This window comes from Giesbergeria sinuosa (assembly GCF_042652905.1).
GTDB lineage: Bacteria > Pseudomonadota > Gammaproteobacteria > Burkholderiales > Burkholderiaceae_C > Simplicispira > Simplicispira sinuosa.
This window is the reverse complement of record NZ_JBHSHJ010000002.1, coordinates 328,285-343,284: the sequence shown is the minus strand read 5'-3', so window position 1 is coordinate 343,284 and position 15,000 is coordinate 328,285. Positions and strand designations below refer to the sequence as shown.

Below are 15,000 nucleotides of genomic sequence, written 5' to 3'. Positions count from 1 at the left end.
TTACCCCAGATCGGCTCCCACCCACTCGTGCAGAGCAGCGCGCTGGCCCTCATCGAGCCAAAACTCCTCACGAGCGCAGAGCTTTTCCAAGTTATTCGCCATCTGCCATGCCAGTTGTTGTGGCGTGTCTTGGCCTTGGCCGAATTGGTGCCCGCCCATCAACAAGCCGCGCAGCACCCAGTTCACATCTTCGCGGCTGATATCGCACTGGGCCAAACGGCACAGATCTCGGACACGTTTTCCGGTGTCGCGCAGATGGAAAGGCTGTTCGGCCAAATCGGTGGCAATGGCCTGCCAAAGCCGCCGAAACTCCATCCGTCCTAGGCGTGGTGCATCTGTAGCATCGCAAATCTGACGCAACAATTGGGGATCGGCACTGTCGAGTGTGCCGTCGCGGCCAGCGGGCGACATAGGGCGTGCATGGCGCTGGGGATCGTACAAATAACCGCCCGAATGCGACCAATCCAACAACAACGGAGACAACACCAAGGTTTCTACAAAACGGCGAAAACTGCCCAAACCTGCCCAACTGCTGCTGTCCAACCCCGGCACCTGTGCTGGCAGGCGGCTGGCCATACGGGCCAACGGCACGGCCAAATCCGAGGCGGCTACCTCGTGGCGGATGATTTGTGTCGCCAAGGCCCGAATGTCTTCCCACTCCATCGATTCCGAGGTATGGACAGGTGCGTGCATTTCTGCCGGATAACCGTGGCGCATGGGTGTTGGGTGGTTGCCCTCACAGTGCTCCTCAGCCTCGCCCAACGCATCACGGACAAAAATATCGGTATCGATCAGCAAGTCGGCCGAGGCTTGGTAAGCCGCAGAGGGAAAACCTACTGCCAGTACCGTTGTGCGCCGATCACTGCGGCGCAACTTGCGCAGTACTGGAGTGAAGTCGGCATCAGCAGAAAAAACGATGAACTCATCAAACCGAGTTTCATGCTGTAGCAAGTCCACCATGTCCAGCACCATGTGAATGTCTGTGCTGGTTTTGCCCTCGGTCGTCATGGGTGGGCAGTCAATCGTTTCAAAACCAGCCCGGTTAAAGTGGGGCCGAAAACGCTGATAGACGTGCGGGTTGAAATAGCAGCGCCGCACCAGCAGGCGTCGGCTCTTGACACCCGCAGGAGCATGGGCGGGCAAGGGCAGACTGTCCGTCAGCCAATGCAACCAGTCTAAGGGCTGGCGGGCAAAACGTTCAGCGTAGTGGATATCCAGACGGCGCAAGGCGCTGTAGACATTATCAAAATCAATAAAAAGAGCGCTTTTCATAGGCAGAGAACAGTGGGGGAGCCAATTGTGCCCGTGCAGAGGCATCATGGGGCTGACATCGTGTGTGGCTGCATCCATTGATGGCGTAAATGGTCTAAAGCCCGCACGCCATCTACGCCAATACGGCGTGCTACTTCGGCCTCTGCCACACCTGTGCGTAGCCAACTCACCACAGCCGTGTTGCGCATCACCTGTGGCCCCACCCTTTGCAAAGGGTAGGTTTGCTGTGCTACCGACTGAGCAGCATGGGCCTCATGAATCACTTTAGATGCCACATGGAACAGAGCCCGAATAGACAGCGGACGCCCACCCTTACGGGAGTGGAAAATCAATCCGGCCAGTTCGGGATCGTGGGCATGGCGATAACGCAACCAGTCGGCCAACGCCGTGCCCAAATGGGGTGTCAACGCCAAGATACGCTGTTGCGCCTTGCGAGCGCCATCAATGCGTAAAGCTGCGGGCGGAGACTCTGACATCAAGTGCCATGGCACCCGGTTTGCATCCAGCAGGCTGTCATCGGTCAGGGTACGCACTTCTTCTGGAGCCAGTGCCAGCTCGTAAAGCAGCAGCAAAATAGCCCGGTCTCTGGCACCTTGCAAACCATGGCTGGCAGGAAAATGCTGTGGCAATTGCGCCCACAGCACAGGGGGCAGACAATGGCCCAACTGATCTACCGCTTTAGGACGATCGGCCCTGGGCAATTGCGTCACAGGACTGGTGTCCAACCAGCCTTGTTGAACGGCATAAGCATACACCCGATCCAAGACCCGCCAATAACGTCGGCGAGTCACTTCGCTCAGTTGCCGATCTGGCTGGTGGTGCGCCCGTTGGCCTGCCCGGATACGCAAAAAACGAGCGACATCCTCGCTCTGTGCCTGGTGCCATTCAACCGCAGGCAGCAAAGACGGGGAAGGTGAAGAAGTCCAATCATCCGGGGTTGGGGATTGCAGACTTTCCAACCAAGCATTCCAAATATCTTGATACACCCCCAAAGGATTGGAGCCTAGGCGGCGCGAAGGCTTGCTGCTTTCTGCCTGTAACCATTGCAAAAATACCGCAGAACCCGTAGGAAAATGGTGGTGCGTACTGCTCATGGGCAGGGGTGCCTCTCAGGCCCTAGATGCTGTGGATGAAACACGTTTGCGGTAAACCGAATAACCATGAGATTCTAGTGCCGGGTGGACGCCATTGAGACTTTCGGAATGACCCACAAAAAACCAGCCGCCAGGCCGGAGTTTTTTTTGTAGGCGGTCGATCACGCCACGTTTGGTGTCTTCATTGAAGTAAATCAACACATTGCGTAAGAAGATGACATCAAAATCCCCTACATTGGGCAATTCTTGGTTCAGATTGACTTGGGCAAATCGCACCCGCGCCGTTACTTCGGGAGAAATCAAGAAACGACCAGCTTGTGAACCAACCCCTTTGAGGCAAAAATTGCGCAAAAAAACATCGGGTATCTCACGGGCCATCGACATATCATATAAAGCAGAGCAGGCTTGGTCTAGCACTCTGGTAGATAAATCAGAACCCAGCACTTCCCAAGCCTCTTGCCCCAGCACATGGGACAGCAACATGGCAATACTGTAGGCCTCTTGCCCAGTAGAGGATGCTGCACTCCAAATGCGCAATGGATGGGGGCCAGTATGGGCAGGCAACACCACATCACGCAGCAACTCAAAATGCCGTGGCTCCCGAAAAAAATGGGTCTCGTTGGTGGTCAATAAATCAATAGCGATCTGGTGTTCGGCAGCATCACGGTGCAAGTGCTCAAAATAAGCATGAAAGCTGCGCAAACCGTGGTGCTGCACCCGGCGTGCCAACCTTCCTGCCACCAGTGCCTTTTTGCTCGGCCCCATCGAAATACCAGAAATATCAAAAATCCAGTGCCTAAATTGGTTGAAATCGTGGTCTGACAGCATCAAGCCCGCAGGTGCATTGACCCCATCCCATTTCGTGTATTTTATCGACATGCCACGATGGCCCCAAAATTAAACATCTTTTCTGGCAAGGGAGCGCAGGGCATTCAATTCTTCCAACATAATAACGCGCTGGATATTTAACAGCAGAACAAATTTATCCTTGATTTTTGCCATTCCATGCAAAAAATCAGGTCGTATATTGATTCCAAAACTAGGGGCAGGCTCAATAACGGCGGGAGAAATATCTAATACCGCATTGACCATATCCACTACCAATCCCATGGTATGGCGCTGCTCTGGCATTTCTGGATAAAGAGGAATCTCTAAAATCACAATGCAGCTGCGTTTACCTACCGGGGTAGGATCCTGACCAAAGCGCCGCGCCAAATCAATCACGGGCACCACCATGCCACGTAAATTGATAATGCCGCGCAAATAAGCAGGCATCATAGGTACCGTGGTCATAGGGCGAAAACCAATGATTTCCTTGATTTGTTCAATGGCAATGGCATAGATTTCGCCATTGAGCGTAAAGCCCAGGTGTTTTTTAGGAGGAGGGGCACCATGCCCCAGTGCCAAGGCTGCGTTGCGGCTCGGCACTGCCGGTGTGGTGCCTGCGACCAATGCCAAGGGGTCAGAAGCGGACAAAATCAGCCCCTGGCGCGCCCTTGGCGGCAGTATTGCGGCGTGCGGACATGGTTTGCATGGGTTTGTTAGCGCCAAATTTGACTGGCGGTTTTGTCGGAGGATAGTCTGCTGGGGGCTTGGTGGCCATGCCAACCTCATGAGCGTGGAGTTTGAAAAAAGCCATCAACTGTTGCAATTGCTCTGCCTGAGAGCTCATTTCTTCAGAGGTGGCAGCCAACTCCTCGCTGGCAGAAGCACTCTGCTGGGTTGTTTGGTTCAGCTGCCCCACCGCCGCATTGATTTGTCCCACGCCACTGCTTTGCTCTTCACTGGCGGCGGCGATTTCTTTGACCAGATCCGAAGTTTTGCGAATGGCAGGCACCATTTCTTCCAACAACTTGCCCGCCCGCTCTGCCTGATCGACCGAACTGCTAGCGAGTTCGCCAATCTCTTGGGCGGCTTCTTGGCTACGTTCGGCCAGTTTACGCACTTCATCGGCCACCACAGCAAACCCCTTGCCATGCTCGCCAGCCCGTGCGGCCTCAATAGCTGCATTCAGGGCCAACAAATTGGTTTGGTAGGCAATATCATCAATAATGCCAATTTTGCTGGCAATACTTTTCATGGCTTGCACCGTGAGCTTCACAGCATCCCCACCTTGGCCCGCATCTTGGGCTGCTTGGGTAGCCATATCATCTGTCACACGGGCATTTTCGGAGTTTTGTTGTACCGAGGCACTGGCCTCATCCAACGTAGAAGAAATTTCTTCTACACTAGCTGCCTGCTCTGTAGCACCTTGCGACAGCGATTGGGCTGTTGCAGAGATTTCTTCTGAAGCACTGGACAGATTGTCAGAGGCGGCACGCACATCGGTAATGATTTGCGACAGCTTATCAGCCATGTTGCGCATAGCCTCCAGCAGTTGAGCGACTTCATCACGGCCCTGCACTTCAATTTTGACCCTCAAGTCTCCTTCAGCCAGCAAACCAGCCACTTGGGTAGCTTGGGCGATGGGCTTGGTCACACTGCGTGTGACCAAGAATGCGGCCAGCAGCGCCAGCAAAACCGTGCCACAGGCCAACCCAATCATCAATTTTTCTGTGGCATGGAATTGGTTATTGGCCTCATCTCCTGCCTTTTCTACCAACTTGCTCTGAAAAACAATCATTTCCTCCACTGAGGCTTGATAGGGTGTCAGGGCTGCATCCAGTTCACCCAGTAAAAGTGCCCTGGCAGCCTCCTTCTCGTTGCTTGCAACCAGCTTTAAGAATTTTTCCAGATTGGCACCGTATTGAACTCTATTTTCCTTGATACGCGCCAACAATCGCTTGCCTTCTTCAGATTGAATGCTCTTATCTAAATATGCAACGGTTTCTGTAAACTTCTGCCGAATGCCTGCAATACGCTCCAGTTCTTTTTTTGTGGTGTTATCATCCTGCGATAAAAGCATATTGCGCATCGATATGTTTGCGCCATTGAGGCCATCGATCAACATGTTGGAATAGACCACGTTAGGAAAACGGCGGTCAGACAGCGTCTGCATACTGCTGTTAAAGTTAGAGAGCTCTATCAGCAATAGCACTACCATAGACATGGTAGCAATAATGACCGACAAAAATCCCAAGCCCATGCGCAGGCCAATACGTAGATTATTCAACATGAAAACCCCTCTCTTAATGCATTGTAATTGCTATTTTGGCATGATCAATAGCCGTATAAGAGGCCTGATTGATCAGCTCCTGTATATCCAGCATCAGCGCCACTTCGCCCGTACCAAGCACAGCCGACCCAGAAATGCCGGGCAGACCATCAATCAGCGGCCCCAGTGGCTTGATAACCGCCTGCAACTCTCCCTTGAGCTGATCCACGACCAGCCCCATTTTTCGTCCACCCACTTGCACCACAATCACATTCTCACGGCGCAAATCACGTTTTTCCAGGTTAAAGTGCTGTCGTAAACGCAGCAGGGGCAGCACTTCCCCCCGCAAACTGACATAATTTTTGGCATCTGGTGTGAGTTGAATACACTCAATCACGGCATCGAGTGGCACCACATAATGTGAATCACTGACCGACATCAAAAACCCGTCAATAATAGCTAACGTCAATGGCAGTCGGATACGAAAGCTGGCACCATGCCCAGTCCGGTTTTCTATGTCGATGCTACCGCGCAAGGCTTCGATGTTGCGTTTCACTACATCCATACCCACACCGCGCCCAGACAGGTTACTGACCTGTTCTGCCGTAGAGAACCCCGGCTCAAAAATCATTTCCCACACTTGGGCATCAGTCAGTTCTACATCGGCGGCAACCAAGCCTTTTTGTATGGCTTTGGCCACAATGCGTTCACGGTTAAGACCTGCACCGTCATCACAGACCTCAATCACAATCATCCCGGCCTCGTGGTAGGCCCGCAACTCTAGCCGACCCGCAGCAGGTTTGCCGCGTTGCAAACGCAAGGCCGGAGGCTCAATGCCATGATCAATCGCATTGCGCACCAGATGCGTCAATGGATCGGCAATTTTATCGACCAGGATTTTGTCTAACTCGGTGTCGGCACCACCAATGTGCAGCTCAATCTCTTTGCCCGTTTCTTTCGACACATCGCGTACCAAGCGTTTGAACCGATTAAAGGTCTCGCCTATTTCCACCATGCGCAGCATCATGGCACCATCGCGCACTTGCTCTGTCAAGCGTGAGACCATAGAGGCGGCCTCGCGCATGGCCCGGTCTTTGTTGTGCCGGGCTAGCACCCCTACTGCCGAGCTGGCAATGATCAGTTCAGCCACCCGGTTAATCAGGGCATCGAGTTTGTCTGAATGCACACGAATCAGCTTAGCTTCTTGTGCTTGGCGCTGGCGCAACTCGGTTTGCCGTCCAATGGCCCCTTGCACCAATTCAGGCTGTACCGCTTGTTCCTCAATCAGAATTTCGCCCAGTGGGTGCCGCTCCTCCCCAGGCTCTTGGGCTTGTTCGTGCAAGGCGCGTTGCAACTCATGCTCGGTCACAGCGCCACAAGCCAGCAAAATCTCGCCCAACCGCATCCGGTCGGCTGGCAACTCGTCAATCAGGCGTAAATAATCTTCTAATCGACTGTCAGGGGGCAGAATGCGCAGTTCGCAGTCTTGGCTCACAAACTCGAAAATTCCCTCAATCTCGCTTTTGCTGGCATGGCTGGCAAAACGAATTTCAAAGCCCAAGTAGCAGTTTTCTGGTTCGATTTCGCTCAGCGCGGGCAGCGCGTGGGTCAAGGTGCTGATCTGTACGATGCGCCCCAACGTGCGCAGGTGGTAGATAAAAGACGCTGGCTCAAAGCCCTCTTGCATCACACCAGCAGAAAACCGCAAAGACAGATGCCATAACTCATCGCTATTCAGGCTTTCAGGGTTGCTGAAATCCACTTTGGGTAAAGAGGCTACCTGCACCGCTCCGCCCACGCTGCCAGAGGCCTGTTGCAACTGTGCCAACAACTGCTGCTCTTTATGAATCAAGGAGTCGTTGCGTAAACCGCCCGCTTCCATCGCATCGAGCAAATGCCCTACATGGTCACCACTTTGCAACAACAGGCCGATCAGGTCGCTGTTCAAATCCAGCGACCCTTCGCGCACCAGCACCAACAAAGTTTCTAGATGGTGTGTGAAGAGCACGATGTCATCAAGGCCAAACAGGCCTGCCGCCCCTTTGATGGTATGGGCAGCACGAAAAACCGCATTGATCGCTTCTGGATCATTGGGGGTTTGCTCCAGATAAATCAATGCCGCTTCCATATCGGTCAGCAGGCCACGGCTCTCATCAAAAAAGGTTTGCAGTGCGTCGTTCAAATCCATGACTTGCCTTTATGCCGGGTGGTTAGGCGCTGCCGCAACGATCAAGGGATCACCCAGCCAAGCGGCCAGATCGTAGATTTCGATCAACTCCAGCACGGGCGGGCTGTGGCCCAGTAAGCGCAATTCCACCCCATGCGCACGCGCATGGTTTTTGGCGGCCATCAATACCTGTATGCCAGCAGTATCTATTTCGGTCACACCCGATAGATCGACATCGAATGAGACCGGGGTGCGTAAGGCTTCCATCAACACGGTTCGCAACTCGGCTGCGTGGTAGATATTGCAGTCACCACGCAGATGCAGACAGCATTTGTCTCCCGATTGTTCCTGAATGACTTCCATACGACATCCCTTGAGGAAAAGTAAGTTTTAAGGGGCCAAACGCTCACGCAACCACATGCCCTGATCTTGGCGGTAGCGCAGACGATCGTGCAACCGGCTCTTACGGCCTTGCCAAAATTCCCATTGCTCAGGCCGAAGCCGGTAGCCACCCCAGTGGGGAGGGCGGGGCGGCTGCAATAGAAATTGAGCGGCGTGCTTGGCAGCATTGGCCACCAATACACTGCGCCCGGCAATAACCTGGCTTTGTGGGCTGGCCCAGGCACCAATGCGTGAATCCAACGGGCGACTGTGAAAATACTCGTCGCTCTCAGCCGGACTGACTTTTTCCATCACCCCTTCAATACGCACTACACGCTCCAGTTCCACCCAATGGAATTGCAGTGCCGCATAGGGGTTGCCCGCCAGCTCTCGGCCTTTGCGGCTGTCATAGTTGGTGTACCAGACGATACCGCGCTCGTCGTAGCCCTTGATCAACACCACCCTGGTGCTAGGGCGCAAATCACTACCCACTGTGGCCACCGTCATGGCATTGGGTTCGGGCAGTTCTCCTTGGATGGCCTCTTGCAACCAATGGGCAAACTGGTCGAGCGGATTGGCATGGGAGGCCTCTTCGTTGAGTTCGGCACGTTCGTAGCTTTTGCGCAAGCTGGCAATCGCTGAGGAAGGGCTGGTCATGGCAATATCCCCAAGCAATAATCAACGCAAACCCACACCAGCGGCCACATCTGCCCGTTGGATCAATTCAATCTTATAGCCATCAGGGTCGGTAACGAAGGCGATCACCGTACTGCCTCCCTTCACGGGGCCAGCTTCACGGGTGACATTGCCACCGGCAGCCCGGATTTTTTCGCAAGCGGCATAGGCGTCAGACACACCGATGGCTATATGACCATAGGCATTGCCGTGGTCGTAATGGTCGGTGCCCCAGTTATAGGTCAGTTCAATCTCGGCTTGCGCAGGGTTGCCGCCTTCAAAGCCCAGAAAAGCCAGTGAATACTGGTATTCGGGGTTCTCGGAGGTACGCAACAATTGCATGCCCAATACTTGGGTGTAGAAGTCGATGGAGCGTTGAAGATCACCAACGCGCAGCATGGTATGTAGAACTCGCATAGTTAGCAATTGTGCCCCCATCTCAGGAGCGAAACGATGGCAAGCTCAGGCGAACGCAGTTGCGTCCTTTGGCTTTTGCCCGATACATGGCATGGTCTGCACGTTGCAGCACATCATCGATGCTGGTTTCTCCAGGGCCAAACACCGTCACGCCCACGCTACAACTGCAATGGTGTTCTACCACCCGCCCCGGCTGCAATTCGATGGAGTAGGGATATTGCAATTCATGGCGCAGTTTCTCAGCCACCTTGAGTGCATGCAGTTCTGCTCGCAACCGTGATTCATCCAAATCTACCAGCAGCACAATGAATTCGTCTCCCCCTTGACGGGCCACCGTGTCTTCAGCACGCAAATGGCGCTTGAGCCGACTGCCCACCTCCCGCAGCAACAGATCACCCGCTTGATGCCCATAACGGTCGTTCAGTGGTTTGAAATTGTCTAAATCCAGAAACATCAAGGCAGCATGGCGGTGCTGACGTTGCAAGGCAGCAATGGCTACCTGCATTCGGTCTTTTAACAGTTTGCGGTTGGGTAAATCGGTCAGCGGGTCGTATAGCGCCATGCGTTCTATTAGTGCGATCTGCTTGCGGTGTTCAGAAAAATCCCGCAATGTCACCATCAACAGCAGTTCATGGTCAATGTCCAAAGCAGTCGCCACAATCTCTACCGGAATCTGTTCCGCCGTATCCCAACGTTGAATGATGATTTCCGTGCGATAGCTGCGCTGCGCAACGGTTTCGGCAATGATTTGCATGGCCCGCTCTTGTGAAGGGGTGCCACAGGCCTGCTTCTCTGGGGCCAAATCGGCTGGTGTAAAACCCAAAAACTCTTCTTTGCCGGGCAGCCCAAAGAGACGCAAAGCCGCAGGATTGCAATCGATGAAGCGTTCGGGCGTCATCAAAATAACGGCTTCACTGCTGGCTTCAAACAAAGCCCTGAATCTGGCCTCAGATTGCGCCAATGCTTCTTGGGTGCGCTTGATGTTGGTGATTTCTGTCGAAAATCCCAACAACAAAGGTTTCTTTTCATCCAACTCTAAGGGCAACTTGAACGACAGGTAATGCTTGTGCAAGCCATTGTTGGTGCGCAAGGTCTCTTCGCGCTCTAGGCTCTGGCGGCTCGTGAGCACTTCCTCATCCATAGCCCTAAACCTTTGGGCACTGGCCACATCCACCAGATCAAAATCGGTTTTGCCAATGACTTCACCCAGCGAATGCCCCAAGTCTTGGAGTGTCATTTGGTTGGCATAGAGATAAGCCCCATGCCAGTCTTTAATATAGATCAGGGCCGGTAGGTGGTTCAGGATGTTGTCGAGCAAACTTTTACTGTCCAACAAGCTGGCCGCATCGGCCAGGTGACCAGTGATCTCTTGCGAATAACCACACAACCCCACCACTCTTTGCGCATGCTGTATGGGAATACGCACCGTACGAAAACTGCGCCGCTCATCGGATGCCCGCAGCACCATGTGCTCCACCCGCTGATCGGGTTTTCCTAAACGCAACACCTGTTGTTCAGCCACCGTCATGGCTTCTGCTTGTGCGGTGCCAATAAAGTCCGACAGTGAACGCCCTACCAACGCGTCAAGGCTGGTTTCAAACAACCGCAAACCATAAGGGTTCATCCAGACATAGCGGCCGTGGCTGTCTTTGATAAACGCTGCCATCTCGATGCGGTCGGTCAAAATGGCCAACCCCAAGCGACGCAATTCAGCAGCAGAAAGGGGTGTCTCCAAAGTCATGTACTGGCTCCTCAACAGGGTGCTTGTAGAGGATGGTACATATATTTACACATCACGGGGAAGCGAAATACGCTCCCCCGCACACCACAGACCTCAATGGGAGGAATGGGCATCCTTTTTCAGTGACAGTACCACCGATGTACCGATGATGGCTGCCACCACGCCCAGCGACACACCGACTGGAATCTTGTACAGATCCATCAGCATCATCTTCACACCAATGAACATCAGCACCATGGCCAACCCGTACTTGAGCAACGAGAAGCGATCTGCCATGTCAGCCAGCAAGAAATACATGGCGCGCAAACCCAAGATGGCAAACACATTGGAGGTCAACACGATAAACGGGTCGGTCGTGATGGCGAAAATGGCGGGAATGGAGTCCACCGCAAAGATGATGTCACTGATCTCCACCAGCACCAGCACCAAAAACAACGGCGTGACATAACGTACCCAGCGCACATCACCATGCGGGCCACAGACTTGCTTCTGAACAAAGAATCGCTCGCCGTGCAGCTCGTCCGTCACCTTCATGTGCCGACGAATCCAGCGGATGACGGGGTTGCTAGCCAAGTCGGGCTCCTTGTCCGCAAACCACCACATCTTGATGCCTGTGACCAGCAGAAAAGCGCCAAACACATAGAGCAACCAATGGAATTGCGTGATCAGCCAAACACCGGCAAAGATCATGATCGTGCGCAAGACGATGGCCCCGAGTACACCCAAGACCAGCACCCGCTTTTGCAATTCCAGCGGGATAGCAAAGAAGCTAAACAGCATCAGCCAGACAAAGACGTTATCGACTGCCAGTGATTTTTCTATCAGGTAGCCGGTCACAAACGCCAGTGCCTTCTCGTTGGCAATCTCGCGCCCTGCGGTGCTGTCAAGGTACCACCACAAAAGTGCGGCAAAGAGCATGGAGACGCTCACCCAGATGCCAGACCAAGTTGCCGCCTCTTTAAAAGAGACGCGGTGCTGTTTGCCACCACCGACCACAAACAGGTCGATGGCCAGCATCACAAGGACGATGGTGAAGAACCCCGCCCACATCCACCAAGTACCGATGGTTTCCATTGTGTTGTTCCTTGTTGAACTTTTGGGTTGAAGAGAGAAAAAACCTAACGCTGGCGGATTATTCAGGTGTTCTTATTTCTAATAAATCAGATATAAGTTTATTTTTAGTTCGTAAAAAACGAAGTGTCTTATGCTCAACTATCGCCATCTGCATTACTTCTGGATCGTTGCCAAGGAAGGGGGATTTGCCCGTGCTGCCGAACGGCTGGATATGGCTATCCAAACCATCAGCGTGCAAGTGCGTGAATTGGAAAAATCGCTGGGGCAGCAACTGTTAAAACCTGCGGGTCGTGGCGTGGCCTTGACAGAGGCGGGCAAGGCCGTCTTTGCTCGGGCAGAAGAAATTTTTCAGATTGGTCAGCGGCTAGAAGACGAGGTGCGCCAAACCAGCTCCGGCTCCACGATTAGGCTGGCTGTGGGGCTGTCCGATGGGATTTCTAAACTGGCAGCCCATGCCCTGCTATGGCCCGTGCTGCGCACAGGTGCGTTGCGGCTGTTGTGCCATGAGGGCGAGTTTGAACAGTTGCAAAGTGAATTGGCCCAGCACCACCTTGATGTGGTATTGGCCGGACAGGCAGCCCCCCCCAACCCCAACCTGCGCTTGAGCAGTGAGCGCCTGGTGTCATCCCCCGTGGATTGGTATGGCCCTGCCAGCTTGGTGCAAACCTGCGACACCACCCAATTTCCGGCCCTGTTGGAGCAGGTGCCGGTGCTCTTGCCCACTGCCCATTCGGTGCTACGCAGCAGCTTGGATCGCTGGTTTGAGGAGCAAGGCCTGCGGCCCCAGGTGGTTGGGGAATTTGAAGACAGCGCCCTCATGACAGTATTTGCAGCACGCGGCTTGGGTGTTTTTCCTGTCAGCCGTTTTGGTGCTGATGATGTTGGCCTGATGCCCGGTTTGCTGCTATTGGGCCGTTGTGAAGACATCCATGAAGAAATCCACGCCATTTATGGCCGCCGGGGGCGGCAACACCCCTTGGTGCAGCAACTGCTGGCCCATACCAGAGGGTAAATGCGCCTATCTTCTGGCTTCTCACAGCACAAGATTGGGAGATAAGGGTGATTTAGCGACAAATGGCGGCATGTTCGTTGCAACCCTTTTGGAGTGTTGCTTACCCACATGCAATCCAGCATAAAAACAGCCATCTCCTGTTATTTTTTGCCGAATTTGCACTCATTTGTAGCCATCTCTTTTTATCTGTTTATTTTGCGCTTTGGCCTTTTCATATCTGAAAAATGCTGCATAGAATCGCGCCCCACGGCAGATGTGACTGCCGGTTTCAAGGTGAATTTCCATGACGCAGCAGGTACCAGCGCCACAGGTATGCCCAGTGCATATCCATCGCCCTAGCGATCCGACAGTAGGAGGCAAACACGAAATGGCATGGACACTGGAGCAAATCCAAGCCCTGCTAGAGCTGCCATTTCATGCATTGCTGTGGCAAGCGCAGCAGGTACACCATGCCCATTGGCCGGCGGGGGAAGTGGAGCTGGCCACCTTGTTATCTGTGAAGACTGGGGGCTGCCCAGAAAACTGCGGTTATTGCCCGCAGTCTGCTGCATTCGATACCGAGGTGCAGGCTGACAAACTCATGGCCCCAGAAGAAGTGCATCAGGCGGCACTGGCCGCACGGGAGGCAGGGGCAACACGCTTTTGCATGGGTGCCGCTTGGCGTGCGCCCAAAGACCGAGACATTGAGAAAATGGCAGTGCTCATCCGCACCGTCAAGAGCCTCGGTATGCAAGCCTGTGCTACCTTGGGCATGCTGGAGGCACACCAAGCACAAGCCTTGAAAGCAGCGGGCTTGGACTACTACAACCACAATCTGGATACTGCCCCCGAGTATTACCAAGAGGTGGTCTCCACCCGTGCGTACCAAGACCGGCTGAACACTTTGTCTGCGGTGCGCGAAGCAGGCATCCGTGTCTGTTGTGGTGGTATTGTGGGCATGGGAGAGATGCCCGTGCATCGGGCGGGGCTGATTGCACAACTGGCTAACCTACGACCATACCCCGAATCCGTGCCAATCAACAGTCTGGTGCGGGTGCCAGGCACCCCTCTCGCAGAGAGTGATCCTATAGACCCTTTCGATTTTGTGCGTGTGGTGGCGGTCTGTCGCATCACGATGCCCCAAGCCCGCATACGTCTGTCGGCTGGCAGAAAACAACTGGGAGACGCAGTGCAAGCCCTGTGTTTTTTGGCTGGTGCCAACTCTATTTTTTATGGCGACAAATTGCTGGTGACGGGCAACCCAGATGTGGAGGCCGATGCCGCCCTGTTGTCCAAACTCGGGCTGGTGCCCTGCAAAACCACGGTACAGGCCTGAGTGCAGCATGCTAGTCACAGACGATTGCATGGGCTGTGCCATCAAGGCTGTCAGCCTGACCCGTGGTGGCCGCACGGTGTTTCAAGGTTTGGATGTCAACCTGCAGGAGCATCGGATTGGCCTGATTGGGCACAACGGTGCTGGCAAAACCAGTCTGTTGCGGCTGCTGTGTGGGCTAGAAACGCCACATGCAGGGCAGGTGCTGGTGCAAGGGCAAGACATTTACGCCCACAAGCCCACGATGCCTCGCGCCCGGTTGATAGGCATGATGTTCCAGAACCCTGAAGATCAAATTATTTTCCCAACGGTAGAAGAAGAGCTGGCGCTGAGCTTGCAAACTTTGTCGGGTCTGGGTCGTAAGGCTGCACGTCAAAGTAGCCATGCTTTTCTGGAAACCTATGGGTTGCAGCACTGGGCTTCGCGCTCCATTGGCAGTTTGAGCCAAGGCCAACGGCAATGGGTGTGCTGGCTCGCCATGTTGCTGGCCCAACCACAGGTTTTGTTACTGGACGAGCCTTTTGCCAGCCTGGACTTGCCGGGCCAAATCGCGTTGGCCCACGCCATCGACACCTGTGCGCAGCAAGTGATTGTGTCCACCCATGCGTTAGACCATGTGCGTGGTTTTGAGCGGGTGATTTGGTTGGACGCTGGACGTATCTGCGCGGATGGGCCGGGAGACGAGGTATGCCGTGCATACGAGTCTGCCGTGCAGGCACAAGCGCCTGCATGGGGCGTGAGCAGCCCAAGGAGCACTTGAT

14 protein-coding genes are annotated in these 15,000 nt (G+C 54.1%); 3 read left to right on the top strand and 11 right to left on the bottom strand.

Annotated features, from left to right (window positions below; genetic code table 11):
• The 11 genes from ACFO6X_RS04255 to ACFO6X_RS04205 form a co-directional block, all read right to left on the bottom strand.
• Positions 1 to 1,272: an NYN domain-containing protein gene (locus ACFO6X_RS04255; RefSeq protein ID WP_382430375.1), complete on the bottom strand. Its 1,272-nt coding sequence runs from the start codon at positions 1,270 to 1,272 to the stop codon at positions 1 to 3.
• A gap of 44 nt (positions 1,273 to 1,316) precedes the next feature.
• Positions 1,317 to 2,366 (bottom strand): site-specific integrase, encoded by a 1,050-nt coding sequence (locus ACFO6X_RS04250; RefSeq protein ID WP_382430373.1) that lies wholly within the window; start codon positions 2,364 to 2,366, stop codon positions 1,317 to 1,319.
• A 15-nt stretch (positions 2,367 to 2,381) separates the two neighbouring features.
• Positions 2,382 to 3,245: a CheR family methyltransferase gene (locus ACFO6X_RS04245; protein WP_382430371.1), complete on the bottom strand. Its 864-nt coding sequence runs from the start codon at positions 3,243 to 3,245 to the stop codon at positions 2,382 to 2,384.
• An 18-nt stretch (positions 3,246 to 3,263) separates the two neighbouring features.
• Positions 3,264 to 3,842 (bottom strand): chemotaxis protein CheW, encoded by a 579-nt coding sequence (locus ACFO6X_RS04240; protein WP_382430369.1) that lies wholly within the window; start codon positions 3,840 to 3,842, stop codon positions 3,264 to 3,266.
• Positions 3,829 to 5,481 carry a methyl-accepting chemotaxis protein gene (locus ACFO6X_RS04235; protein WP_382430367.1) on the bottom strand — a complete coding sequence of 551 codons (1,653 nt, stop codon included), beginning with the start codon at positions 5,479 to 5,481 and terminating at the stop codon, positions 3,829 to 3,831. Before ACFO6X_RS04235 ends, ACFO6X_RS04240 begins: the two co-directional genes overlap by 14 nt.
• 13 nt (positions 5,482 to 5,494) lie before the next feature.
• A complete protein-coding gene (locus ACFO6X_RS04230; protein WP_382430365.1) occupies positions 5,495 to 7,648 on the bottom strand; it encodes a chemotaxis protein CheA in 2,154 nt (717 codons plus the stop codon).
• Positions 7,649 to 7,657: 9 nt separating this feature from the next.
• Positions 7,658 to 7,990 carry an STAS domain-containing protein gene (locus ACFO6X_RS04225; protein WP_382430363.1) on the bottom strand — a complete coding sequence of 111 codons (333 nt, stop codon included), beginning with the start codon at positions 7,988 to 7,990 and terminating at the stop codon, positions 7,658 to 7,660.
• A 27-nt stretch (positions 7,991 to 8,017) separates the two neighbouring features.
• Positions 8,018 to 8,665, bottom strand: a complete 648-nt coding sequence (gene pdxH, locus ACFO6X_RS04220; RefSeq protein WP_382430361.1) for a pyridoxamine 5'-phosphate oxidase — start codon at positions 8,663 to 8,665, stop codon at positions 8,018 to 8,020.
• Between the two features lie 21 nt (positions 8,666 to 8,686).
• The gene (gene gloA / locus ACFO6X_RS04215; RefSeq protein WP_382430359.1) at positions 8,687 to 9,100 is read right to left on the bottom strand and encodes a lactoylglutathione lyase; all 414 of its coding nucleotides are present in this window, start codon (positions 9,098 to 9,100) and stop codon (positions 8,687 to 8,689) included.
• Positions 9,101 to 9,122: 22 nt separating this feature from the next.
• The gene (locus ACFO6X_RS04210; RefSeq protein WP_382430357.1) at positions 9,123 to 10,841 is read right to left on the bottom strand and encodes a sensor domain-containing protein; all 1,719 of its coding nucleotides are present in this window, start codon (positions 10,839 to 10,841) and stop codon (positions 9,123 to 9,125) included.
• Positions 10,842 to 10,934: 93 nt separating this feature from the next.
• Positions 10,935 to 11,915, bottom strand: a complete 981-nt coding sequence (locus tag ACFO6X_RS04205; protein ID WP_382430355.1) for a TerC family protein — start codon at positions 11,913 to 11,915, stop codon at positions 10,935 to 10,937.
• A gap of 130 nt (positions 11,916 to 12,045) precedes the next feature.
• Here ACFO6X_RS04205 and ACFO6X_RS04200 point away from each other — a divergent pair, with 130 nt between their 5' ends.
• The 3 genes from ACFO6X_RS04200 (at position 12,046) to ACFO6X_RS04190 (ending at position 14,999) form a co-directional block, all read left to right on the top strand.
• Positions 12,046 to 12,927 carry a LysR family transcriptional regulator gene (locus ACFO6X_RS04200; protein ID WP_382430352.1) on the top strand — a complete coding sequence of 294 codons (882 nt, stop codon included), beginning with the start codon at positions 12,046 to 12,048 and terminating at the stop codon, positions 12,925 to 12,927.
• A 283-nt stretch (positions 12,928 to 13,210) separates the two neighbouring features.
• Complete coding sequence (gene bioB / locus ACFO6X_RS04195; protein WP_382430350.1) at positions 13,211 to 14,242, top strand: biotin synthase BioB; 1,032 nt, start codon at positions 13,211 to 13,213, stop codon at positions 14,240 to 14,242.
• A gap of 7 nt (positions 14,243 to 14,249) precedes the next feature.
• Positions 14,250 to 14,999 (top strand): energy-coupling factor ABC transporter ATP-binding protein, encoded by a 750-nt coding sequence (locus ACFO6X_RS04190; protein WP_382430348.1) that lies wholly within the window; start codon positions 14,250 to 14,252, stop codon positions 14,997 to 14,999.
• The last annotated feature ends 1 nt before the right edge of the window (position 15,000 follow it).